Consider the following 17857-nt stretch of genomic DNA (forward strand, 5'->3'; position numbering starts at 1 on the left):
CTGATTTGGGCATAGTCTGGCCTCTGTTGCGATGCAAAAACAAGATGAAACGATCACTTCGCATCGCGCCAGGGAGACGCTGACATGGCCAGAACGGTAGTGGTAACGGGATCGACCAGCGGCATCGGGCTTGCCGTGGCGCTGGGCTTTGCGGCCGAAGGCGCGAGCATCGTTCTGAACGGCTTCGGTACGGCCGACGAGATCGCCGCCTGCATCGACAAGGTCAAGGCCGCTGGCGCGGCCGATGTCGTGCACAACCCGGCCGACATGACGAAGCCGGCCGAAATTGCCGCGATGATCGAGGAGGCCGCCAGCCGCTTCGGCAGCGTGGATGTCCTCGTCAACAATGCCGGCATTCAGTATGTCGAGAAGATCGAGGATTTCCCGGTCGAGAAATGGGACGCGATCATCGCGATCAACCTCTCCTCCGCCTTCCACACGATTCGCGCCGCCGTGCCGCACATGAAGAAGGCCGGCACAGGCCGCATCATCAACATCGCCTCGGCCCATGGCCTGGTCGCCTCGCCCTTCAAGTCGGCCTACGTCGCTGCCAAGCACGGCATTCTCGGCCTGACCAAGACGGTGGCGCTGGAAGTCGCCGAGGCCGGCATCACCGTGAATGCCATCTGCCCCGGCTATGTGCTGACGCCGCTCGTGCAGCGCCAGATCCCCGATCAGGCCAAGACACGCGGCATCACCGAGGAACAGGTGATCAACGACGTGATGCTGAAGGCGCAGCCGACCAAGAAATTCGTGACGGTGGAGCAGGTGGCGGCGCTCGCCACCTTCCTCGCCTCCGATGTCGCCGCCCAGATCACCGGCACGCACCAGTCGATCGACGGCGGCTGGACGGCGCAGTAACCTTGCGGGGTCCGGCCGCAGGAGAACGGCCGGCACCGCACCGAAGACAAGATGCCGGATCAACCGGCCAGCACGACGAAGGGGTTCGATGAGCGAGACCGCCAACACCATCCGCTTTCTGCTGAACGACACCGAAGTAGCGCTGTCGGAACTGCACCCGACCGAGACGCTGCTGGATTATCTGAGGCTCGCCCGCCGGCTGACCGGCACCAAGGAGGGCTGCGCGGAAGGCGATTGCGGCGCCTGCACCGTGCTCGTCGGCCGTATCGTCGATGGCGCGCTCGCCTATGAAAGCGTCAATGCCTGCATCCGCTTCGTGGGCTCGCTCCACGCCACCCATGTGGTGACGGTCGAGCATCTCGCCGGCAAGGATGGCGCCCTGCATCCCGTGCAGCAGGCAATGGTGGATTATCACGGCTCGCAATGCGGCTTCTGCACGCCGGGCTTCGTCATGTCGCTCTACGGACTGTGGCTCACGAACGACAACCCGTCGCGCGCGGCAATCGAAAAGGCCCTGCAAGGCAATCTCTGTCGCTGTACGGGTTACGAGCCGATCGTCAAGGCGGCGGAAGCGGCCGCCAAGGCAAGACCGGCGGATGTCTTCGACCCCATCGAAAAGACCCGCGAAATGGTGCGCAAGCGCCTCGCGGACATGAAAGGTGAGCAGACAATCGTCACCGGCAAGGGCGACCAGCGCCTCATGGTGCCGCAGACGCCGGCGGCACTCGCCGATATCCTGTCCGAACATCACAGCGCCACCATCGTCGCCGGCTCCACCGATGTCGGCCTCTGGGTGACCAAGCAGATGCGGGCCCTGAACCCGGTCGTCTTCATCACCGGCATTGATGCGCTGCAGACGGTCTCGCAGACGCCTGACGGGATCACCATCGGCGCGGGTGTGAGCTATTCGCGTGCCTTCACGGCGCTTTCCCGCCTCCATCCCGCGCTTGGCCGGCTGATCGACCGCATCGGCGGCGAACAGGTGCGCAACATGGGCACGATCGGCGGCAACATCGCCAACGGCTCGCCCATCGGCGATACGCCGCCCGCCCTCATCGCGCTGGGCGCGACCGTCACGCTGACGGCGCGCACCGGCAGCCGCACACTGGCGCTCGAAGACTTCTTCATCGAATACGGCCGGCAGGACCGCCGCAAGGACGAGTTCTTGGAAAGCGTCTTCGTGCCGGCACCGAAACCGGGTGCGCATTACGCGGTCTACAAGATCTCCAAGCGCCGTGACGAGGATATCTCGGCGCTTTGCGGCGCCTTCCGCATCGCGCTCGGCAACGACGGCACCGTGACGTCGGCCACCATCGCCTTCGGCGGCATGGCCGGCACGCCGAAGCGCGCGAAAGCGGTCGAAGCTGCCCTCATCGGCAAGCCCTGGACGGAGGAGACGGTCAACGCCGCCCGCGCCGCCTTCAAGGCCGATTACCAGCCGCTGACGGACTGGCGCGCCACCGCCGCCTACCGCCTGCTGACGGCGAAGAACCTGCTCACGCGCTTCTACCTGGAAACGAAGGGCGAAAGCGCCGAACTCGTCCGCTACGAGGGAGTGGCCTGATGGACGGATCGACCTTCGAGGACCGCAAGGCCGTCAATGGCCGCATGCACACCAAGCTGCGCCACGACAGCGCCCACAAGCATGTGGCCGGCACCGCCGACTACATCGATGACATTCCCGAACCGGCCGGCACGCTGCATGGCGCACTCGGCATGACCGACCGGGCCCATGCCGAGATCGTCTCCATGGATCTCTCCGCCGTCATCGCCACGCCCGGTGTCGTTGCCGTGCTGACGGCCCGCGACATGCCGCATTCCAACGACATCTCGCCGAGCCATCTGCATGACGAGCCGGTGCTGGCGGATGGTCTGGTTGAATTCCATGGCCAGCCCGCCTTCGCCGTCATCGCCGAGACCCGCGACATCGCGCGGCGTGCCGCCCGCAAGGCGAAGATCGAGTACAGCGATCTGCCGCACGCCACCGACATCCTTGATGCCCGCGCCGCCGGCGGTACGCTGGTAACCAAGCCGCTGACGCTGCGCCGTGGCGAGGCCGAAGCCGAACTGGAGACGGCGGATCTGCGCCTGCAGGGCAGCATGCGCATCGGCGGGCAGGAGCATTTCTACCTCGAAAGCCACATCGCTTTCGCCATTCCCGGCGAGGATGACGAGGTGACGGTGTGGTCCTCCACCCAGCACCCGAGCGAGGTGCAGCATATGGTGGCGCACGTGCTCGGCGTGCCCTCCAATGCCGTCACCGTGCAGGTGCGCCGCATGGGCGGCGGTTTCGGCGGCAAGGAGACGCAGGGCAACCAGTTCGCCGTGCTCGCCGCCGTCGCGGCCAAGAAGCTGAAGCGCCCGGTGAAATTCCGCCCCGACCGCGACGAGGACATGACGGCCACCGGCAAACGCCATGATTTCCTCGTCGAATACGATGTCGGCTTCGACGCCGAGGGCCGCATTCAGGCGGTGAAAGCCAATTATGCCGCCCGCTGCGGCTATTCCTCCGACCTCTCCGGCCCGGTCACCGACCGCGCCCTCTTCCACGCCGACAATGCCTATTTCTATCCGCATGTGCTCCTGACTTCGGAGCCACTGAAGACCAACACGGTCTCCAACACCGCCTATCGCGGTTTCGGCGGCCCGCAGGGCATGGTGGGCGGCGAGCGCATCATCGAGGAGATCGCCTACCGGATCGGCGTCGATCCGCTCGAGATCCGCAAGCGCAATTTCTACGGCGCGGTCGGCTCCGGCCGGGATCTGACGCCCTACCACCAGACGGTGGAGGACAATATTGCCGCCCGCATCGTCGCGGAACTGGAAGAGACGAGCCAGTATCAGGCCCGCCGCGCCGCGATCCTCGACTTCAACCGGACAAGCCGCGTCATCCGCAAGGGCATCGCGCTGACCCCGGTGAAGTTCGGGATTTCCTTCACCATGACCGCCTTCAACCAGGCGGGCGCGCTGGTGCATGTCTATCAGGATGGCTCGATCCACCTGAACCATGGCGGCACCGAGATGGGCCAGGGCCTCTATACCAAGGTCGCGCAGGTGCTGGCCGATGCCTTCCAGGTCGATATAGACAGGGTGAAGATCACCGCGACCACCACGGGCAAGGTGCCGAACACCTCGGCCACCGCCGCTTCGTCGGGCTCCGACTTGAATGGCATGGCCGCCTTCGATGCGGCCCGCCAGATCAAGGAGCGCCTCGTGGCCTTCGCCGCCGAACGCTTTCAGGTCGCGCCCGAGCATATCCGCTTCGTGCCCCATCACGTGAAGGTCGGCGACGAGCTGATCCCCTTCCCTGACTTCATCAAGCTCGCCTATTTCGCCCGCGTGCAGCTGTCGGCCGCCGGCTTCTACAAGACGCCGAAGATCCATTGGGATCGCACAACGGGGCGCGGCACACCCTTCTACTACTACGCCTATGGCGCCTCCGTCTCCGAAGTCTCCATCGACACGCTGACCGGCGAATACATGGTGGACCGGGTGGATGTGCTGCACGATGTCGGCAAGTCGCTGAACCCGGCCATCGACATCGGCCAGATCGAAGGCGCTTTCGTGCAGGGCATGGGCTGGCTGACGACGGAGGAACTGTGGTGGGACGGCAAGGGCCGGCTGCGCACGCATGCGCCCTCGACCTACAAGATCCCGCTCGCCTCCGACCGACCCAAGGTCTTCAATGTGCGGCTCGCCGACTGGTCGGAAAATGCCGAACCGACCATCGGCCGTTCGAAGGCCGTGGGCGAACCGCCCTTCATGCTGCCGATCTCCGTGCTGGAAGCGCTTTCCATGGCCGTGGCGAGTGTTGCCGATTACCGCGAATGCCCGCGTCTCGATGCGCCGGCAACGCCCGAACGCGTGCTGATGGCCGTCGAGCGGCTGAAGGCGGGCGCATGATCGGGCGGGGCGGCCCCGGCGACCGCAACAGCCGGCGTCCGGGCGCCGGCGGCCCCTCCGGCCCTGGTCCCGGTTCGGGCATGGGCATTGCCGGCTCGCGCGAAAGCCGCGAGACGGAAGAGAAGCTGCGCCTCTGGCATGACCTGCGCGACGGGCAACTGGAGGGCCACCGCTTCGTGCGCCAGGCGCCATTCGGCCCCTATGTGATCGACTATCTCTGCCGCGATGCAAAGCTCGCCGTGCAGATCGACAGCCTGCGCCAGACCCGCGACCCGCGCGACCGGCAGCTCGACAACTGGCTGGCCATGCAAGGTTTCGGCGTGCTGCGCTTCTGGGCGCAGGATATCGGCGCGCAACGCCGCGACATCCTTGCCATCATCCTCGATGCGCTCGAAGGCCGCCTCGACCCCGCCGCCCATCCCGGCCTGCGCTACCAGCCGCCCCGCCCGCCCGTGGGTGACGGCGAGGGCTGCTGAGGTGCGAGGGCAGCCGCCGGGGATGAACACGATGCACAAAGCGCCGAAAGTCCCCCCTCATCCGACCCTTCGGGCCACCTTCTCCCCGCTGGGGAGAAGGGTCGTCGGCACCGTCACCGTTCCTCTCTCATGCCGTGATCTCCCTCGGCTGCTCTTCTTCCAGAACGCCCGACCGCGAACGAGCGCTCTCGCCCAGCCCTCTTCTCCCCGGCGGGGAGAAGTTGCCGGCAGGCGGATGAGGGGGGCGAAGCCCATCACGCCGCTTCGTCATGCCTGACCCCATGACGCCGCTCGCAATCTTCCTCGACAGCCACCCCGCTCTCATCCACGTGGCGATTGCCGTTGCGAAAGGCTCGACGCCGCGCGAGGCCGGTGCCTTCATGCTGGTCTCCGGCAACACCCTCTTCGGCACGATCGGCGGCGGGCAACTCGAATTCATCGCCATCGATCACGCCCGCCGGATGCTGGCCGGCGAGAGCATGCCGGACAGGCTGGATATTCCCCTCGGCCCCGAAATCGGCCAATGCTGCGGCGGCCGCACCGAACTCGTCTTCTCCGCCTGCAACGCCAGCCTGCGCGAAACGCTCCTGATGCAGGAAAGCGACGAGCGCGCCGCCCGGCCGCAAGTGTGGCTCTTCGGTGCCGGCCATGTCGGCAAGGCGCTCGCCGCAGCCCTCGCCCCCCTGCCGCTCACCGTCATGGTCGTCGAAACCCGCCCGGAGGAATTGACGGACCTTCCGCCGGACACGACCGCCATCGCCACGCCGCTTCCGGAAGCGGAGATCGATCGCGCCGCACCGGGCGCGGCCATCGTCATCCTCACCCATGATCATGCACTCGATTTCCTCATCGCGACCCGCGCGCTCGCCCGCCATGACCTCGCCTATGTCGGCATGATCGGCTCCAAATCGAAACGCGCCACCTTCGCCCACGCCTTCACCGCCGAGGGCGGCGATCCCGCAGCCCTTGATCGCCTGACGCTCCCCATCGGCGGCAGCGCGGTGCGCGACAAACGCCCCGCCGTGATCGCGGCCCTGACGGCCGCCGAAATCCTGACGGCGCTTGCCGCTCACCAGCGCGGCACATCATCCGGCCGATAGATCGGCCGCCCGTCAAGAAAGCCGAGGTCGCGGCGCCTCTCGTCCGACAGGATCTCCAGATCCAGCGCTTGCCGAGCCAGCCTGTCGCTGAGCTTGCCGATCCGGCGCAACAGGGCGACGAGCCGGATTGTGAAACGCCAGCGATATCCACCCGTCGCCCCGGCAGCCTGCGGGTCCGTCGGCACCGCCGCATCGCGTTCGAGAATGACCATCCCGAAACCCCGCTTCCTTCATGCATCGCCCTTGCAGGATGCGAGCGAACATGCTGATTGATCAATGGAAGATCGGTCTGCATGCATGAGGAAAGCTGATCCATGAAACGCCCGCGCAGCCTGCCGCTGAACGCGCTGCAAACCTTCGAGGCCGCCGCCCGGCATTTGAGTTTCACCCGCGCCGGACAGGAACTGGGCCTCACCCAGACCGCCGTCAGCTACCAGATCAAGCAGCTTGAGGACCGGCTCGGCGAACAGCTCTTCCTGCGCCGCCCGCGACAGGTGGCGCTGACGGAAGCCGGCCAGCGGCTGCAACCGCGCGTGAGCGAGGCCTTCGGTATTCTGGATGAGGCGCTCGCCTCCATGCGCGCCGGCGACGATATCCTCAACCTCTACACGACGCCGACCTTTGCCCAGCAGTGGCTGGCCTCCCGGCTTGGTGCCTTCCAGCTCGGCAACCCCACCATTGCGGTGCGGCTCACAACCATTCCCATCAATTTCGATTTCGCCCGCGAGCCCGCCGATCTCGCCATCCGCTGGGGTGACGGCAACTGGCCGGGCATTGCCGCCCATCTGCTGATGCGGCTCGATTTCGCGCCCGTCATGAGCCCGAGGCTTGCGGCCGAGGCCAATCTCCAGACCCCCGCCGATCTCCTGACGCTGCCGATCATCAGCCCTGGCGACAGTTGGTGGAAAGTCTGGTTTTCCGCCGCCGGCGTCGATGCCTCCGAGCTCGACCGCCGCCCGCCACACGCCTTCGGCCTTCAGGCGCTCGATGCCGGCGCGGCCATGGCGGGCGCCGGCGTCGCCATCGTCAGCCCGCAGCATTACGCCGAGGACATCGCCGCCGGCCGGCTCGTCCAGCCCTTTCCGCTCACCGCCAATGACGGGCGCGACTACTGGCTCACCTATCCCGAAAGCCGCCGCAACGTGCCGAAGATCCGCGCCTTTCGCGACTGGATCCTCGCAGCCCTTGCAACGGATGGCACGGCAAGCACCATGTGAGCGAACGCGGCGGCCATCAGCCGTGGATGCCGCATGCGGCCCCTTCCCTCCGCCGCGAATTTTGCGCAATGTGCAGTGCGGAAAAACAAGAAGGGGAACCGCATGTATGAATTCGCCATCGCCTGGGAATGGCTGCATTTCGCTGTCCGCTGGCTGCATGTGGTGACGGCCGTCGCGTGGATCGGCTCATCCTTCTACTTCATTGCGCTGGATCTCGGCCTGGTGAAGCGGCCGCATTTGCCCCAGGGCGCCTATGGCGAGGAGTGGCAGGTCCACGGCGGCGGCTTCTACCACATCCAGAAATATCTCGTGGCCCCGGCCGCCATGCCCGAGCACCTGACCTGGTTCAAGTGGGAAAGCTACATGACCTGGCTGTCGGGCTTCCTGCTGCTCTGTCTGGTCTATTACGGCGGCGCCGATCTTTTCCTCATCGACCGCCACGTGCTCGACGTTTCCGCCCCCGTCGCCATCCTCATCTCGCTTGCCTCGCTCTCGGTCGGCTGGATCTGCTACGACCTGCTCTGCAAGTCGCCGATCGGCAAGAACACCTGGGGGCTGATGGCGCTGCTTTACGTGGTGCTGGTCGCCATGGCCTGGGGCTATACGCAGCTCTTCACCGGCCGCGCCGCCTTTCTGCATCTCGGCGCGTTTACCGCCACCATCATGTCGGCCAACGTCTTCTTCATCATCATCCCCAACCAGAAGATCGTGGTGGCGGATCTGAAGGCCGGCCGGACGCCGGACCCGAAGCTCGGCGCCCAGGCCAAGCAGCGCTCGCTGCACAACAACTACCTGACGCTGCCCGTCATCTTCTTCATGCTGTCGAACCACTATCCGCTGGCCTTCGGCACCGCCTTCAACTGGGTGATCGCGGCGCTGGTCTTCCTGATGGGCGTCACCATCCGCCACTGGTTCAACACCACCCATGCGCGGAAGGGAAAGCCGACCTGGACCTGGATCGTGACGCTGATCCTCTTCATCCTGATCATGTGGCTTTCCACTGTGCCGAAGGTGCTGACCGGCGAGGACGAAACCGCTGAGGCGCCCGCCCCCGTCTTCCAGCGCTTTGCCGACAATGCCCATTTCCCGGCCGTGAAGGACACTGTCTCCACCCGCTGCTCCATGTGCCATGCGGCCGAGCCCGTCTATGAGGGCATCGTGCGCCCGCCCAAGGCCGTGAAGCTGGAGACGGATGCCGAGATCGCCTCCCATGCGCGCGAAATCTACCTGCAGGCCGGCCGCAGCCACGCCATGCCGCCCGGCAATGTCTCCGAAATGACGCCGGAGGAGCGCAAGCTCGTGACCGCCTGGTATGAGAGCGCCGTTGCCAGTGAGGCCACCCGATGACCGCCCGCCTCTTGCGCGGGCGCACGCTGACCTTTCACCGCGCGCCGCTTGCCATCGACGACACCGCCGCCTGGACCTACGAGGAAGACGGCGGCCTGCTGCTGGTGGATGGCGTGATCGCCGCTGCCGGCCCCTACGCCACGGTCAAGGCCGCAGCCCCCGGCGATGCCGAGGAGGTGGATCACCGCCCGCATCTTCTGCTGCCCGGCCTCATCGACATGCACCTGCATTTCCCGCAGATGCAGGTCATCGGCTCCTACGCCGCCAATCTCTTGGAATGGCTGAACACCTATACCTTCCCGGAGGAATGCCGCTTCGTGGAAAGCGCCCATGCGGCGCGCATCGCCACGCATTTCTTCGACGAGATGATCCGCCACGGCACGACGACGGCGGTCGCCTACTGCTCGGTCCACAAGACTTCAGCCGATGCCTTCTTTGCGGAAGCCATGCGCCGCAACATGCGCATGGTGGCCGGCAAGGTGATGATGGACCGCAACGCCCCGCAGGGCCTGCTCGACACAGCCGAACTCGGCTATGACGAGACCCGCGCCGTCATCGCCGAATGGCACGGCAAGGGCCGCAACCACGTCGCCATCACGCCGCGCTTCGCCATCACCTCGACGCCGGAGCAGATGTCGGCGGCTCAGGCGCTCGCCGCCGAATTCCCCGACCTGCATATCCAGACACATCTGTCGGAAAACCGCGACGAGATCGATTTCACCTGCTCGCTCTACCCGGAAGCGGCCGACTATACCGACATCTATGCCCGCTATGGCCTGATGGGTCCAAAGACGCTTTTCGGCCACGCCATCCACCTCTCCGAGCGCGAGCGCGATGCCATGAGCGAGACGGGCTCGGTCGCCGTCCACTGCCCGACCTCAAACCTCTTCCTCGGCTCCGGCCTCTTCCCGCTGAAGGAACTGGCGCGGCGGGACAAGCCGGTTCGCATCGGCGTCGCCACCGATATCGGCGGCGGCTCCAGCTATTCCATGCTGCGCTCCATGGACGAGGCCTACAAGATCCAGCAATTGCTGGGCGAACGGCTGAACCCGATGGAGAGCTTCTACCTGATGACGCGCGGCAATGCCGAAGCGCTGTCGCTGGTCGATCGCATCGGCACGCTCGAAGCCGGCAGCGACGCCGACATCGTCGTCCTGTCGATGCGCGCGACACCCGCCATGGCGCTCAAGGCCGAGGTGGTCACGACGCTCGCCGAAGAGCTTTTCCTGATGCAGACCATGGGCGACGACCGCACCATCGTCGAAACCTACGTCGCCGGCGAGCCGCTGAAGGCTGCGCTCTGAGATCGGAGCACTGGTCAATCCGCTTGACCAGTCGGAACTTTCCCACTGCCCGTCCATGCCGTGAAGTGCTAGATCGCTTCCAGCAAAACAAGATAGCCGGATCTCCCCATGTCCTTGCCCCTCGATATCAGCGACATGAAGGCGCTCGCCAAGCGTCGTGTGCCAAAAATGTTCTTCGACTATGCCGATAGCGGCGCCTGGACGGAGAGCACCTACCGCGCCAACGAGGCGGACTTCGCGAAGGTCAAGCTGCGTCAGCGCGTGCTGGTGGACATGAGCGACCGCAATCTCGAGACCACCATGCTCGGCGAAAAGGTCGCCATGCCCGTGGCACTGGCGCCGACCGGGATGACCGGCATGCAGCATGCAGATGGCGAGATGCTGGCGGCGCAGGCGGCGGAAGAGTTCGGCGTCCCCTTCACCCTGTCCACCATGAGCATCTGCTCGATCGAGGACGTGGCGTCTGCGACCAGCAAGCCCTTCTGGTTCCAGCTCTACGTGATGCGCGACCGCAGGTTCGTGGAAAATCTGATCCACCGCGCCAAGGCGGCGCATTGCTCGGCGCTCGTCCTGACGATTGACCTGCAGATCCTCGGCCAGCGTCACAAGGATCTGCGCAACGGGCTGTCCGCACCGCCGAAATTCACGCCGAAGCACATGTGGCAGGTGGCGACCCGGCCCGGCTGGGCGCTGAAGATGCTCGGCACGAAGCGCCGAAGCTTCGGCAACATCATCGGCCATGCGCAGAATGTCAAAAGCATCGCTTCCATGGCGGTCTGGACCCATGAGCAGTTCGACCCGCGCCTGTCCTGGGAAAATGTCGAGGAGATCCGCCGTCTCTGGGGCGGGCCGCTCATCCTCAAGGGCATTCTCGATGTCGAGGACGCGAAGATGGCCGCCAATAGCGGCGCGGATGCCATCATCGTCTCCAATCATGGCGGCCGGCAACTGGATGGCGCCCGCTCCTCCATCTCCGCTTTGCCGCGCATCGTCGAGGCGGTGGGCGACAAGATCGAGGTGCATGTGGATGGCGGCATCCGCTCCGGACAGGATGTGCTGAAGGCGGTGGCACTCGGCGCCAGGGGCACCTATATCGGCCGCCCCTTCCTCTATGGGCTCGGCGCCATGGGAAAGCCGGGCGTGACGCGCGTGCTGGAGATCATCCGCAGGGAACTCGACCTCTCCATGGCGCTCTGCGGCCGCCGCGACATCAACGGCATAGACCGCGACATACTCGATCTCGAGGGATAACGGCGGCCGGCCTTACCGCAACCGCGTCATGCCGGGGCGCGCCCCCCGCGTGATCGCGGGCTCGTAGAGGCCACGGTTGCGGCCGTTCTCCTTGGCGCGGTAGAGCGCCAGATCCGCGCGGGCGAGCGCCGCGCCCAGATCCTCTCCGGCAAGCGCGCCGGTGAAGCCCGCGCTCGCCGTCACCGTGCCGGCCAGCCCGAAGGAGATGCGCGAGACAGACATGCGCGCCGCCTCGCACAGCGCCTGTGCCGTTTCCACGTCGGGCGCCGTCATCAGCAGCACGAACTCCTCGCCACCGATCCGCGCCACAAGCCCGTTTGCCGGCGCGGTCTGTCTCAGGCAGTCGGCGAAGCCGCAGATCACCTTGTCGCCCTCATCATGCCCCCAGCTGTCGTTGATCGCCTTGAAACGGTCGATGTCGAACAGGGCCACGTAGAGGTTGGCGCCGCCATCCTTGCGCATCAGGCGTTCGAAGGCGGCATGCAGGGCGCGCCGGTTGGCAAGTCCCGTCAGCGGGTCCGTCGTGGCCCTCTGCCGGTCGCGCAGGACCACCACATGCAGCGCGTTCATCAGCACGAGCAGGCCGGCTGCAATCAGCAAAATCCCCGATGTCGCCTGCGAGATCAGCGCATAATGGGTACGAATGTAGTCGGCCGCGGTCATGCCGGGCCCCATCGTCACGGCAAAGTAGGGCTTGAGCAGAAAGTGCAGCCCGATGATGAAGAACAGCATCTTGGCCGCCCGGTCGAAACCCGTATTGCGGCCATGTTTGACGAAGGTGACGACGCACAGGAAAGACGCGACGGCAAAGGGGATCTGATAGGCCATCTCGTACCAGAAGACCCCGCGCGGCCCGTTCCAGATCGCGATGCGAACGGCGATACCCGCCACGATGATCGCACCGACCACCCGCCAGGCCGGTTGCCGCTCGTAAAGCATGGAAAGCGCCGGCGACATCAGCACGATACCGATGAAAAGCCCGGCATAGCTCATCACGAGGAAGGGTGCCTGCACCGGCATCAATGGCAGGAGGAATTCCGCAACCGGCGTCAGCATGCCCGCCGCATAGCTCAGGGCAAACCAGCGAATGCGCGGAAACTCGGGATTGAGATGCGCAATCGTCAGGAAGCTGGCGACGAACATGCCCGCCACGAGAATATTGATGACGATGGGCAGTGTAGCCGCAGGCATTGAACCGTTTGTCCGCTTCTCTGTCGTCGGTTTCGTGGTCCGGTGCACGCCCCACGCGCGACCGCCCCTCGGCAAGCCTGCGGTTTTACATGCAGATTCGCCGCGATTGGAAACAGTCGCCTAACGCATGTCATCCACAAAGACCACCCTCATCCCGTCAGGCCGGCCCTGCCGCAGATGCAAGGCGCGCCCTGCAGGGCACTGAAAGTGCTCCGCTGCCCGACTGGAAGAAAGCCGGCGTCAGCTGCCGCGATAGGTAGAGTAGCTGTAGGGCGAGAGAAGCAGTGGCACGTGATAATGCGCACCCGCATCGGCGATCCCGAAGCGCAGGGGAATGATGTCCAGAAAGGCCGGTTCAGGCAGGGCGACGCCCGCCGCGCGCAGATAGTCGCCGGCGTGGAACACAAGTTCGTAGACACCGACCGTCAGTTCGGCCCCGGTCAGCACCGGCCCGTCGACCCGGCCATCATCATTGGTCACCACCCGCTTCACGCAGATCCGCGCCTCGCCTTCGATGCGGTAGAGGTCGATGACAAGCCCCCGTGCCGGCGTTCCCGCCGCGGCATCCAGGACATGGGTGGTCAATCGCCCGACTTTTTCCGTGCTGCCTGCGCTCATGGCTCGTTCCCCTGTTCCTGCCGGTTCGTCACGCGTCCTGCCCCGCTCAGGCCGGTGCATCGATGAGAAAGGGCACGGCATAGACGTGCTCCTCCAGATTGCCGCCCGGGCCCATCCGGTCCACGACGACGAAGTCCTGCTCGGCCCCGTAGGTCATCAGCGGGTGATGCCAGACATTGGCGCGGTAGTTGATCCCCTGCCGGCCCGTGGCGCGGAAGACGCGGGGCACACCGGGACGCCCGCCCTCGTCCGCCGCAACGACGACCAGCCAGTCCTGATTGTCGATCGGCGAAAAGCTTTGCGATCCCTCGGGATGCCGCTCCATCATGCCGACATGATAGGGAAAACTGCGCGGCCGGCCGCGAAACAGGCTGATGATGACTTTCGCGCCAGCCCCCAGCGCCTCGGCCTCGGCCAGCGCATGGTAGCGCTCCGTCGTGCCGCCATTGATGAGGCGCATGGATGCCGGATCGGCCTCGATCACGCTGCCGAACGGCTTGAAGGCCTCTGCCGTCAAAGGCTCTATGGTGAGGAGTTCCGGCGCCCGGCCGATGGGCGGCGAAAGCCGGGTGAGTGCGGTGCCTGCAGGTTCCGTCATCTCAGGCCCTCCCCGCCCGATGAAACGACTTTCCCCTCATGCTGCCTCTCCCGGCAGCATGGCTTCCAGCCTGAGGCGCGCGATCTTCTCGACCTGCGCACAGGCCGTCTCGAATTCGGCCGCCACGCTGTTGTCGATGCGCGTCTCGAAGGCAGCGAGGATATCGTCCTTGGTCAGCCCCTTGACTGCGATGATGAAAGGAAAGCCGAATTTTTCGACATAGGCGCTGTTGAGTGCCGTGAAACGGGCGTGCTCCTCCGGCGACAGGCGGTCGAGGCCGGCGCCGGCCTGCTCCTTGCGGCTGTCCTCCGTCAGCCCGCCGGCAATGGCGAGCTTGCCGGCGAGATCGGGATGGGCGTTCAGCACACCAAGCCGTTCGGCGTCAGACGCGGCGCGAAACTGCGCTGCAAGCACCCCGTGCACCCGTCCCGCCGTCAGTTCCCCGCCGCCATCCACGCCACCGGCATCATGAGCCCGCTCGGCAATCCAGGGGGAATGTTCGAATACGCCGCCAAAGCGGGCGACGAAGTCATCACGGGTCATGCGCCGTCCTTCATCAAACTCAAGACGACGACCATAAAAGCGCAGCCGGCCTGAAGACAAGGCCCAAGCGCCCTTTCTCCAACCGCAGGATGAGATGCCTGTCTCAGACCCGCGCCATCTCGCCCTGGTAGACGACGATGCGGGCGTGATAGGGCACGCGCTCGTAGAGATCGACGATGTCGTGGTTGACGAGGCGCACGCAGCCCGAGGACACAGCCTTGCCGATGGAGTTCCATTCCGGCGTGCCGTGCAGGCGGTAGAGCGTATCCTTGCCCTCCTTGAAGATGTAGAGCGCACGCGCACCGAGCGGGTTTTTCACGCCCGGCTCCATGCCGCCATTCTCCACCGAATACTGGGCAAGCTGCGGCTGGCGCGCGATCATCTCTGCCGGCGGCTTCCAGCGCGGCCATTTCTGCCGCCAGTGGATCACGCCCTCGCCTTCCCAGGCGAAACCTTCGCGGCCGAGGCCAACGCCATAGCGCATGGCCGTGCCGCCAGGCTCGACGAGATAGAGGAACCGGTCCGGCGTATCGACGACCACCGTGCCGGGCGCCTCGCCGGTGGGGTCGATGACACGCTGGCGGTAGTATTTCGGGTCCATCCGCTCATAGGGCACGGCCGGCACAAGATGGCCGTCATCTTCAAAGGCGGCATAGCGGGCCTGAAGCTCGGCCTCCGTGGTGGACACGATCGGGCGGCGGGCCACGACCGGCGTGGCGACCGGCCCTGCGGGCGCGCCGTTGCCGGCGGTGGTCGCGCAGCCGGAAAGGATGGCGGGCGCGGCAAGCGCCCCGAAAACGAAAGTACGGCGGGAAATCGGTGACATCTGAGGCTCTTCTTCCTGGGCCGGCCGGGAGGATGCAGGCCCTGCCCGGAGAGATACCGCCCCACCCTGCCCTGTCCACCCCACCGGAAGGCCACGCCATGAGCGATCCAGGCGGTGACGCAAGCGCGCAACAGATGATGAAGCAGGCTGCGGGCCCACTTGATCGTGAAGGTGGCGCGCAAGCCTTTGCGCGGTGGGAAAGATTAGCGCCCGCTTTGCGCCAGCCCCTGCACGCGCCCTTCACGAAATCGTGCAAAGGCAGCAGCTGTGGACAAGCCGCGTCCCGGCCCTCAGGCCGGCTTGTGGTGCGCGTACCAGTGATCGGCGATGTCGATGCGCCGCGTCACCCACACCTTGTCCTTCGACTGGACATAATCGAGGAACCGCGCCAGCGCCGCCGCACGGCCGGGACGTCCGACGAGCCGGCAATGCAGGCCGATATTCATCATCTTCGGGCTGCCCTCCTCGCCCTCCTGCCAGAGCACGTCGAACGTGTCCTTGAGGTAAGTGAAGAACTGGTCGCCCGAATTGAAGCCCTGACTTGTCGCAAAGCGCATGTCGTTGGCATCGAGCGTGTAGGGAATGATGAGATGCGGCTTGTCCGCCGTCAGCCCCGGCACCCAGAAGGGCAATTCGTCGGCATAGCTGTCGGAGGAATAGCGGAAACCGCCTTCCTCCATCACCAGCCGCAGCGTATTGGCCGACGGCTTGCCCTGATACATGCCGCGCGGGTGCGATCCGGTCAGCTCCGTGTGCAGGCGCACCGCCTCGGTGATGTGCCAGCGCTCCACATCTTCGGGAAAATCCTTGTATTCGAGCCAGCGATAGCCGTGGCTGGCGATTTCCCAGCCCGCTTCCTTCATGGCCGCCACGGCATCCGGATTGCGCGCCATGGCAAGCGTCACGCCATAGACGGTGACCGGCAGGTTGCGCTGCGTGAACATCCGCCACAGGCGCCAGAAGCCGGCGCGCGATCCATATTCGTAGATCGATTCCATGTTGAGATTGCGCTGCCCGGCCCAGGGCTGTGCCCCGACGATCTCAGACAGCAGGCACTCCGATGCCGGATCGCCGTCGAGAATGCAGCTCTCGCCGCCCTCCTCGTAATTGACGACGAACTGCACCGCGATATTCGCCCCGCCCGGCCAGCGCACCTCGGGAAGATGGCGCCCGTAGCCGATGAGATCGCGCGGATAGGCCGTGTCTGTCATGCTCTGTCACCCTCTCGTCTTTTGCCCGACGGTAGCATCGGCCTTGCGAAAGTCGAGATGGATTTGCTGCACATGCACAGGACGATTTCGCCCTGCCGGCCGCGCGTCCTCAGGCCGAACGCTTCACGCCGATGCGGCCGAGCGGATGCTGGGAATGGACGCGGAACGGCGCGCCCGGCTCCGGCTCGATGAAGAGCGCGAGACTGGCGATCTTCAGCGGTTCCGCAAGATGCGGCTCGAACACCTGCCTGAGCGCCGGCTCCAGCCGCATGGCAAGCGTGCGGTCCACCGGCCCCGTCAGCGGCATGTGGAAACGATATTCATCCATCACGTAAGGGTAGCCCCAGCGGTGCAGATTGGCGAACTGCGCGGCCGACAGGCGGTAGGGATCGCGCCGCTCGATTTCCGCTTCCGTCAGCGGTGCGCGGAAATGATCGAATTCCTGCACGGTGCGGGCCGCAAGATAGGCCGCCGCCTCGCTCGGCGCATGCGGCAGGAGCCCCATGAATTCGCCAAGGCGCGCCACCTCCAGCTGCTCGATGACGATCGGCTCGATCGTGCCGGCAAAGCGCATCAGCGCCTTGAGCAGGTCGCTTTCGCTGACCTCCGGGGCCAGCCGGAACGGCGCCTTCATCGTCGCGTGAAAACCGTCGCGGCGCGGCAGGGCGGTGTGAAAGGCGATCTCGCGCTGGGTGAAACCGGCAACCGGAGGATGATCCACCTGATCGCCCGAATAGACATTGCGACCAAGCCAGCCTGCCGCGGCAATGGCCAGCGGATGATGGATCGGCGGCGTGAAATGAATCGCATACCGCATCGGGATCTCTCCGTTCGGCCGCGCACGCATTGGCGCAGGCCTGTTCTTGAGGCCGCTTGCTAGGTGATTTGCGTGACAGCTTGACGAAACCTGCGGTGGGCACGCGAAAGTGACGCGGAACCATCCCGACTCTCCCGCATTTCCCCTTCAGACAACAACAGGGAGAAACACCATGACCTATCAGGACACCGCCTCCACCCATGGCGTCCGCGACGCCTCCGTTCGCGAAACCCACGACCTGATCGCCAGCGATAAGGTCGAAGGCACGAAGGTCTACGGCAGCGATGGCAAGCACATCGGCTCCATCGAGCGCGTCATCATCGAAAAGCGCTCTGGCCGCGTCGCCTATGCTGTGCTCGCCTTCGGTGGCTTCCTCGGCATCGGCCACGATCACTACCCGCTGCCCTGGTCGAAGCTGACCTATGATGAAAGCCTCGGCGGCTACCGCACCGACGTGACGCGCGACCAGGTGGAAAACGCCCCGCGCTATGACAGCGATGACGATTACAGCTGGAGCGCCGATAACGGCCGCAAGATCTACGACTACTACGGCGTGCCGCCCTACTGGATGTAATTGTGAATCGGCATCAATGG

The 17857-nt window shown here is 65.4% G+C and carries 18 protein-coding genes; 10 read left to right on the forward strand and 8 right to left on the reverse strand.

All coding sequences use genetic code 11. The features are described 5' to 3' along the window. Positions 1-84: 84 nt before the first annotated feature. The 5 genes from ACED18_RS06695 to xdhC all read left to right on the forward strand — a co-directional run bounded on the left by ACED18_RS06695 (position 85) and on the right by xdhC (position 6340). Complete coding sequence (locus ACED18_RS06695) at positions 85-861, forward strand: 3-hydroxybutyrate dehydrogenase (RefSeq protein ID WP_377290208.1); 777 nt, start codon at positions 85-87, stop codon at positions 859-861. An 88-nt stretch (positions 862-949) separates the two neighbouring features. Next, entirely contained in the window at positions 950-2425 is a 1476-nt protein-coding gene (gene xdhA / locus ACED18_RS06700; RefSeq protein ID WP_377290210.1) for a xanthine dehydrogenase small subunit, read from the forward strand. After that, a complete protein-coding gene (gene xdhB, locus ACED18_RS06705) occupies positions 2425-4764 on the forward strand; it encodes a xanthine dehydrogenase molybdopterin binding subunit (RefSeq protein WP_377290212.1) in 2340 nt (779 codons plus the stop codon). Before xdhA ends, xdhB begins: the two co-directional genes overlap by 1 nt. After that, positions 4761-5240: an endonuclease domain-containing protein gene (locus tag ACED18_RS06710; RefSeq protein ID WP_377290214.1), complete on the forward strand. Its 480-nt coding sequence runs from the start codon at positions 4761-4763 to the stop codon at positions 5238-5240. The genes xdhB and ACED18_RS06710 overlap by 4 nt, the downstream gene beginning before the upstream one ends. A 281-nt stretch (positions 5241-5521) precedes the next feature. Beyond that, on the forward strand, positions 5522-6340 hold the full coding sequence (xdhC, locus tag ACED18_RS06715; RefSeq protein WP_377290216.1) for a xanthine dehydrogenase accessory protein XdhC: 819 nt from the start codon (positions 5522-5524) through the stop codon (positions 6338-6340). Here the strand turns inward: xdhC and ACED18_RS06720 are convergent. Beyond that, positions 6310-6552 carry a hypothetical protein gene (locus tag ACED18_RS06720; RefSeq protein WP_377290218.1) on the reverse strand — a complete coding sequence of 81 codons (243 nt, stop codon included), beginning with the start codon at positions 6550-6552 and terminating at the stop codon, positions 6310-6312. The two genes, xdhC and ACED18_RS06720, sit on opposite strands and share 31 nt — an antisense overlap. Before the next feature lie 102 nt (positions 6553-6654). On the opposite strand from ACED18_RS06720, the gene ACED18_RS06725 reads away from it, so the two are divergent. The 4 genes from ACED18_RS06725 to ACED18_RS06740 all read left to right on the forward strand — a co-directional run bounded on the left by ACED18_RS06725 (position 6655) and on the right by ACED18_RS06740 (position 11459). Further along, positions 6655-7557, forward strand: a complete 903-nt coding sequence (locus ACED18_RS06725; protein WP_377290220.1) for a LysR substrate-binding domain-containing protein — start codon at positions 6655-6657, stop codon at positions 7555-7557. A gap of 102 nt (positions 7558-7659) precedes the next feature. Then, the gene (locus ACED18_RS06730) at positions 7660-8904 is read left to right on the forward strand and encodes a urate hydroxylase PuuD (protein ID WP_377290222.1); all 1245 of its coding nucleotides are present in this window, start codon (positions 7660-7662) and stop codon (positions 8902-8904) included. After that, a complete protein-coding gene (guaD, locus tag ACED18_RS06735) occupies positions 8901-10208 on the forward strand; it encodes a guanine deaminase (protein ID WP_377290224.1) in 1308 nt (435 codons plus the stop codon). The genes ACED18_RS06730 and guaD overlap by 4 nt, the downstream gene beginning before the upstream one ends. 108 nt (positions 10209-10316) lie before the next feature. Further along, positions 10317-11459: an L-lactate dehydrogenase gene (locus ACED18_RS06740; RefSeq protein WP_377290226.1), complete on the forward strand. Its 1143-nt coding sequence runs from the start codon at positions 10317-10319 to the stop codon at positions 11457-11459. A gap of 12 nt (positions 11460-11471) precedes the next feature. Here the strand turns inward: ACED18_RS06740 and ACED18_RS06745 are convergent, their stop codons facing one another. The 7 genes from ACED18_RS06745 to ACED18_RS06775 all read right to left on the reverse strand — a co-directional run bounded on the left by ACED18_RS06745 (position 11472) and on the right by ACED18_RS06775 (position 17263). Beyond that, positions 11472-12650 carry a GGDEF domain-containing protein gene (locus ACED18_RS06745; protein ID WP_377290228.1) on the reverse strand — a complete coding sequence of 393 codons (1179 nt, stop codon included), beginning with the start codon at positions 12648-12650 and terminating at the stop codon, positions 11472-11474. A 240-nt stretch (positions 12651-12890) separates the two neighbouring features. Beyond that, positions 12891-13268, reverse strand: coding sequence for a hydroxyisourate hydrolase (gene uraH / locus ACED18_RS06750; protein ID WP_377290230.1), 378 nt, complete (start codon positions 13266-13268; stop codon positions 12891-12893). A 46-nt stretch (positions 13269-13314) separates the two neighbouring features. Further along, a complete protein-coding gene (locus tag ACED18_RS06755; protein ID WP_377290232.1) occupies positions 13315-13866 on the reverse strand; it encodes an ureidoglycolate lyase in 552 nt (183 codons plus the stop codon). A 36-nt stretch (positions 13867-13902) separates the two neighbouring features. After that, the gene (gene uraD / locus ACED18_RS06760; protein ID WP_377290234.1) at positions 13903-14409 is read right to left on the reverse strand and encodes a 2-oxo-4-hydroxy-4-carboxy-5-ureidoimidazoline decarboxylase; all 507 of its coding nucleotides are present in this window, start codon (positions 14407-14409) and stop codon (positions 13903-13905) included. 103 nt (positions 14410-14512) lie between these two features. After that, positions 14513-15235: a L,D-transpeptidase gene (locus tag ACED18_RS06765; protein WP_377290236.1), complete on the reverse strand. Its 723-nt coding sequence runs from the start codon at positions 15233-15235 to the stop codon at positions 14513-14515. Between the two features lie 290 nt (positions 15236-15525). After that, a complete protein-coding gene (gene puuE / locus ACED18_RS06770) occupies positions 15526-16446 on the reverse strand; it encodes an allantoinase PuuE (protein WP_377290238.1) in 921 nt (306 codons plus the stop codon). A gap of 109 nt (positions 16447-16555) precedes the next feature. Continuing rightward, positions 16556-17263 (reverse strand): DUF1045 domain-containing protein, encoded by a 708-nt coding sequence (locus ACED18_RS06775; RefSeq protein ID WP_377290240.1) that lies wholly within the window; start codon positions 17261-17263, stop codon positions 16556-16558. 172 nt (positions 17264-17435) lie between these two features. Here ACED18_RS06775 and ACED18_RS06780 point away from each other — a divergent pair, with 172 nt between their 5' ends. Beyond that, entirely contained in the window at positions 17436-17837 is a 402-nt protein-coding gene (locus tag ACED18_RS06780) for a PRC-barrel domain-containing protein (protein WP_377290242.1), read from the forward strand. Positions 17838-17857 lie beyond the last annotated feature (20 nt).

Origin of the sequence: Rhizobium sp. SG2393 (genome assembly GCF_042610495.1) — a bacterium.
Taxonomy (GTDB): Bacteria; Pseudomonadota; Alphaproteobacteria; order Rhizobiales; family Rhizobiaceae; genus RU20A.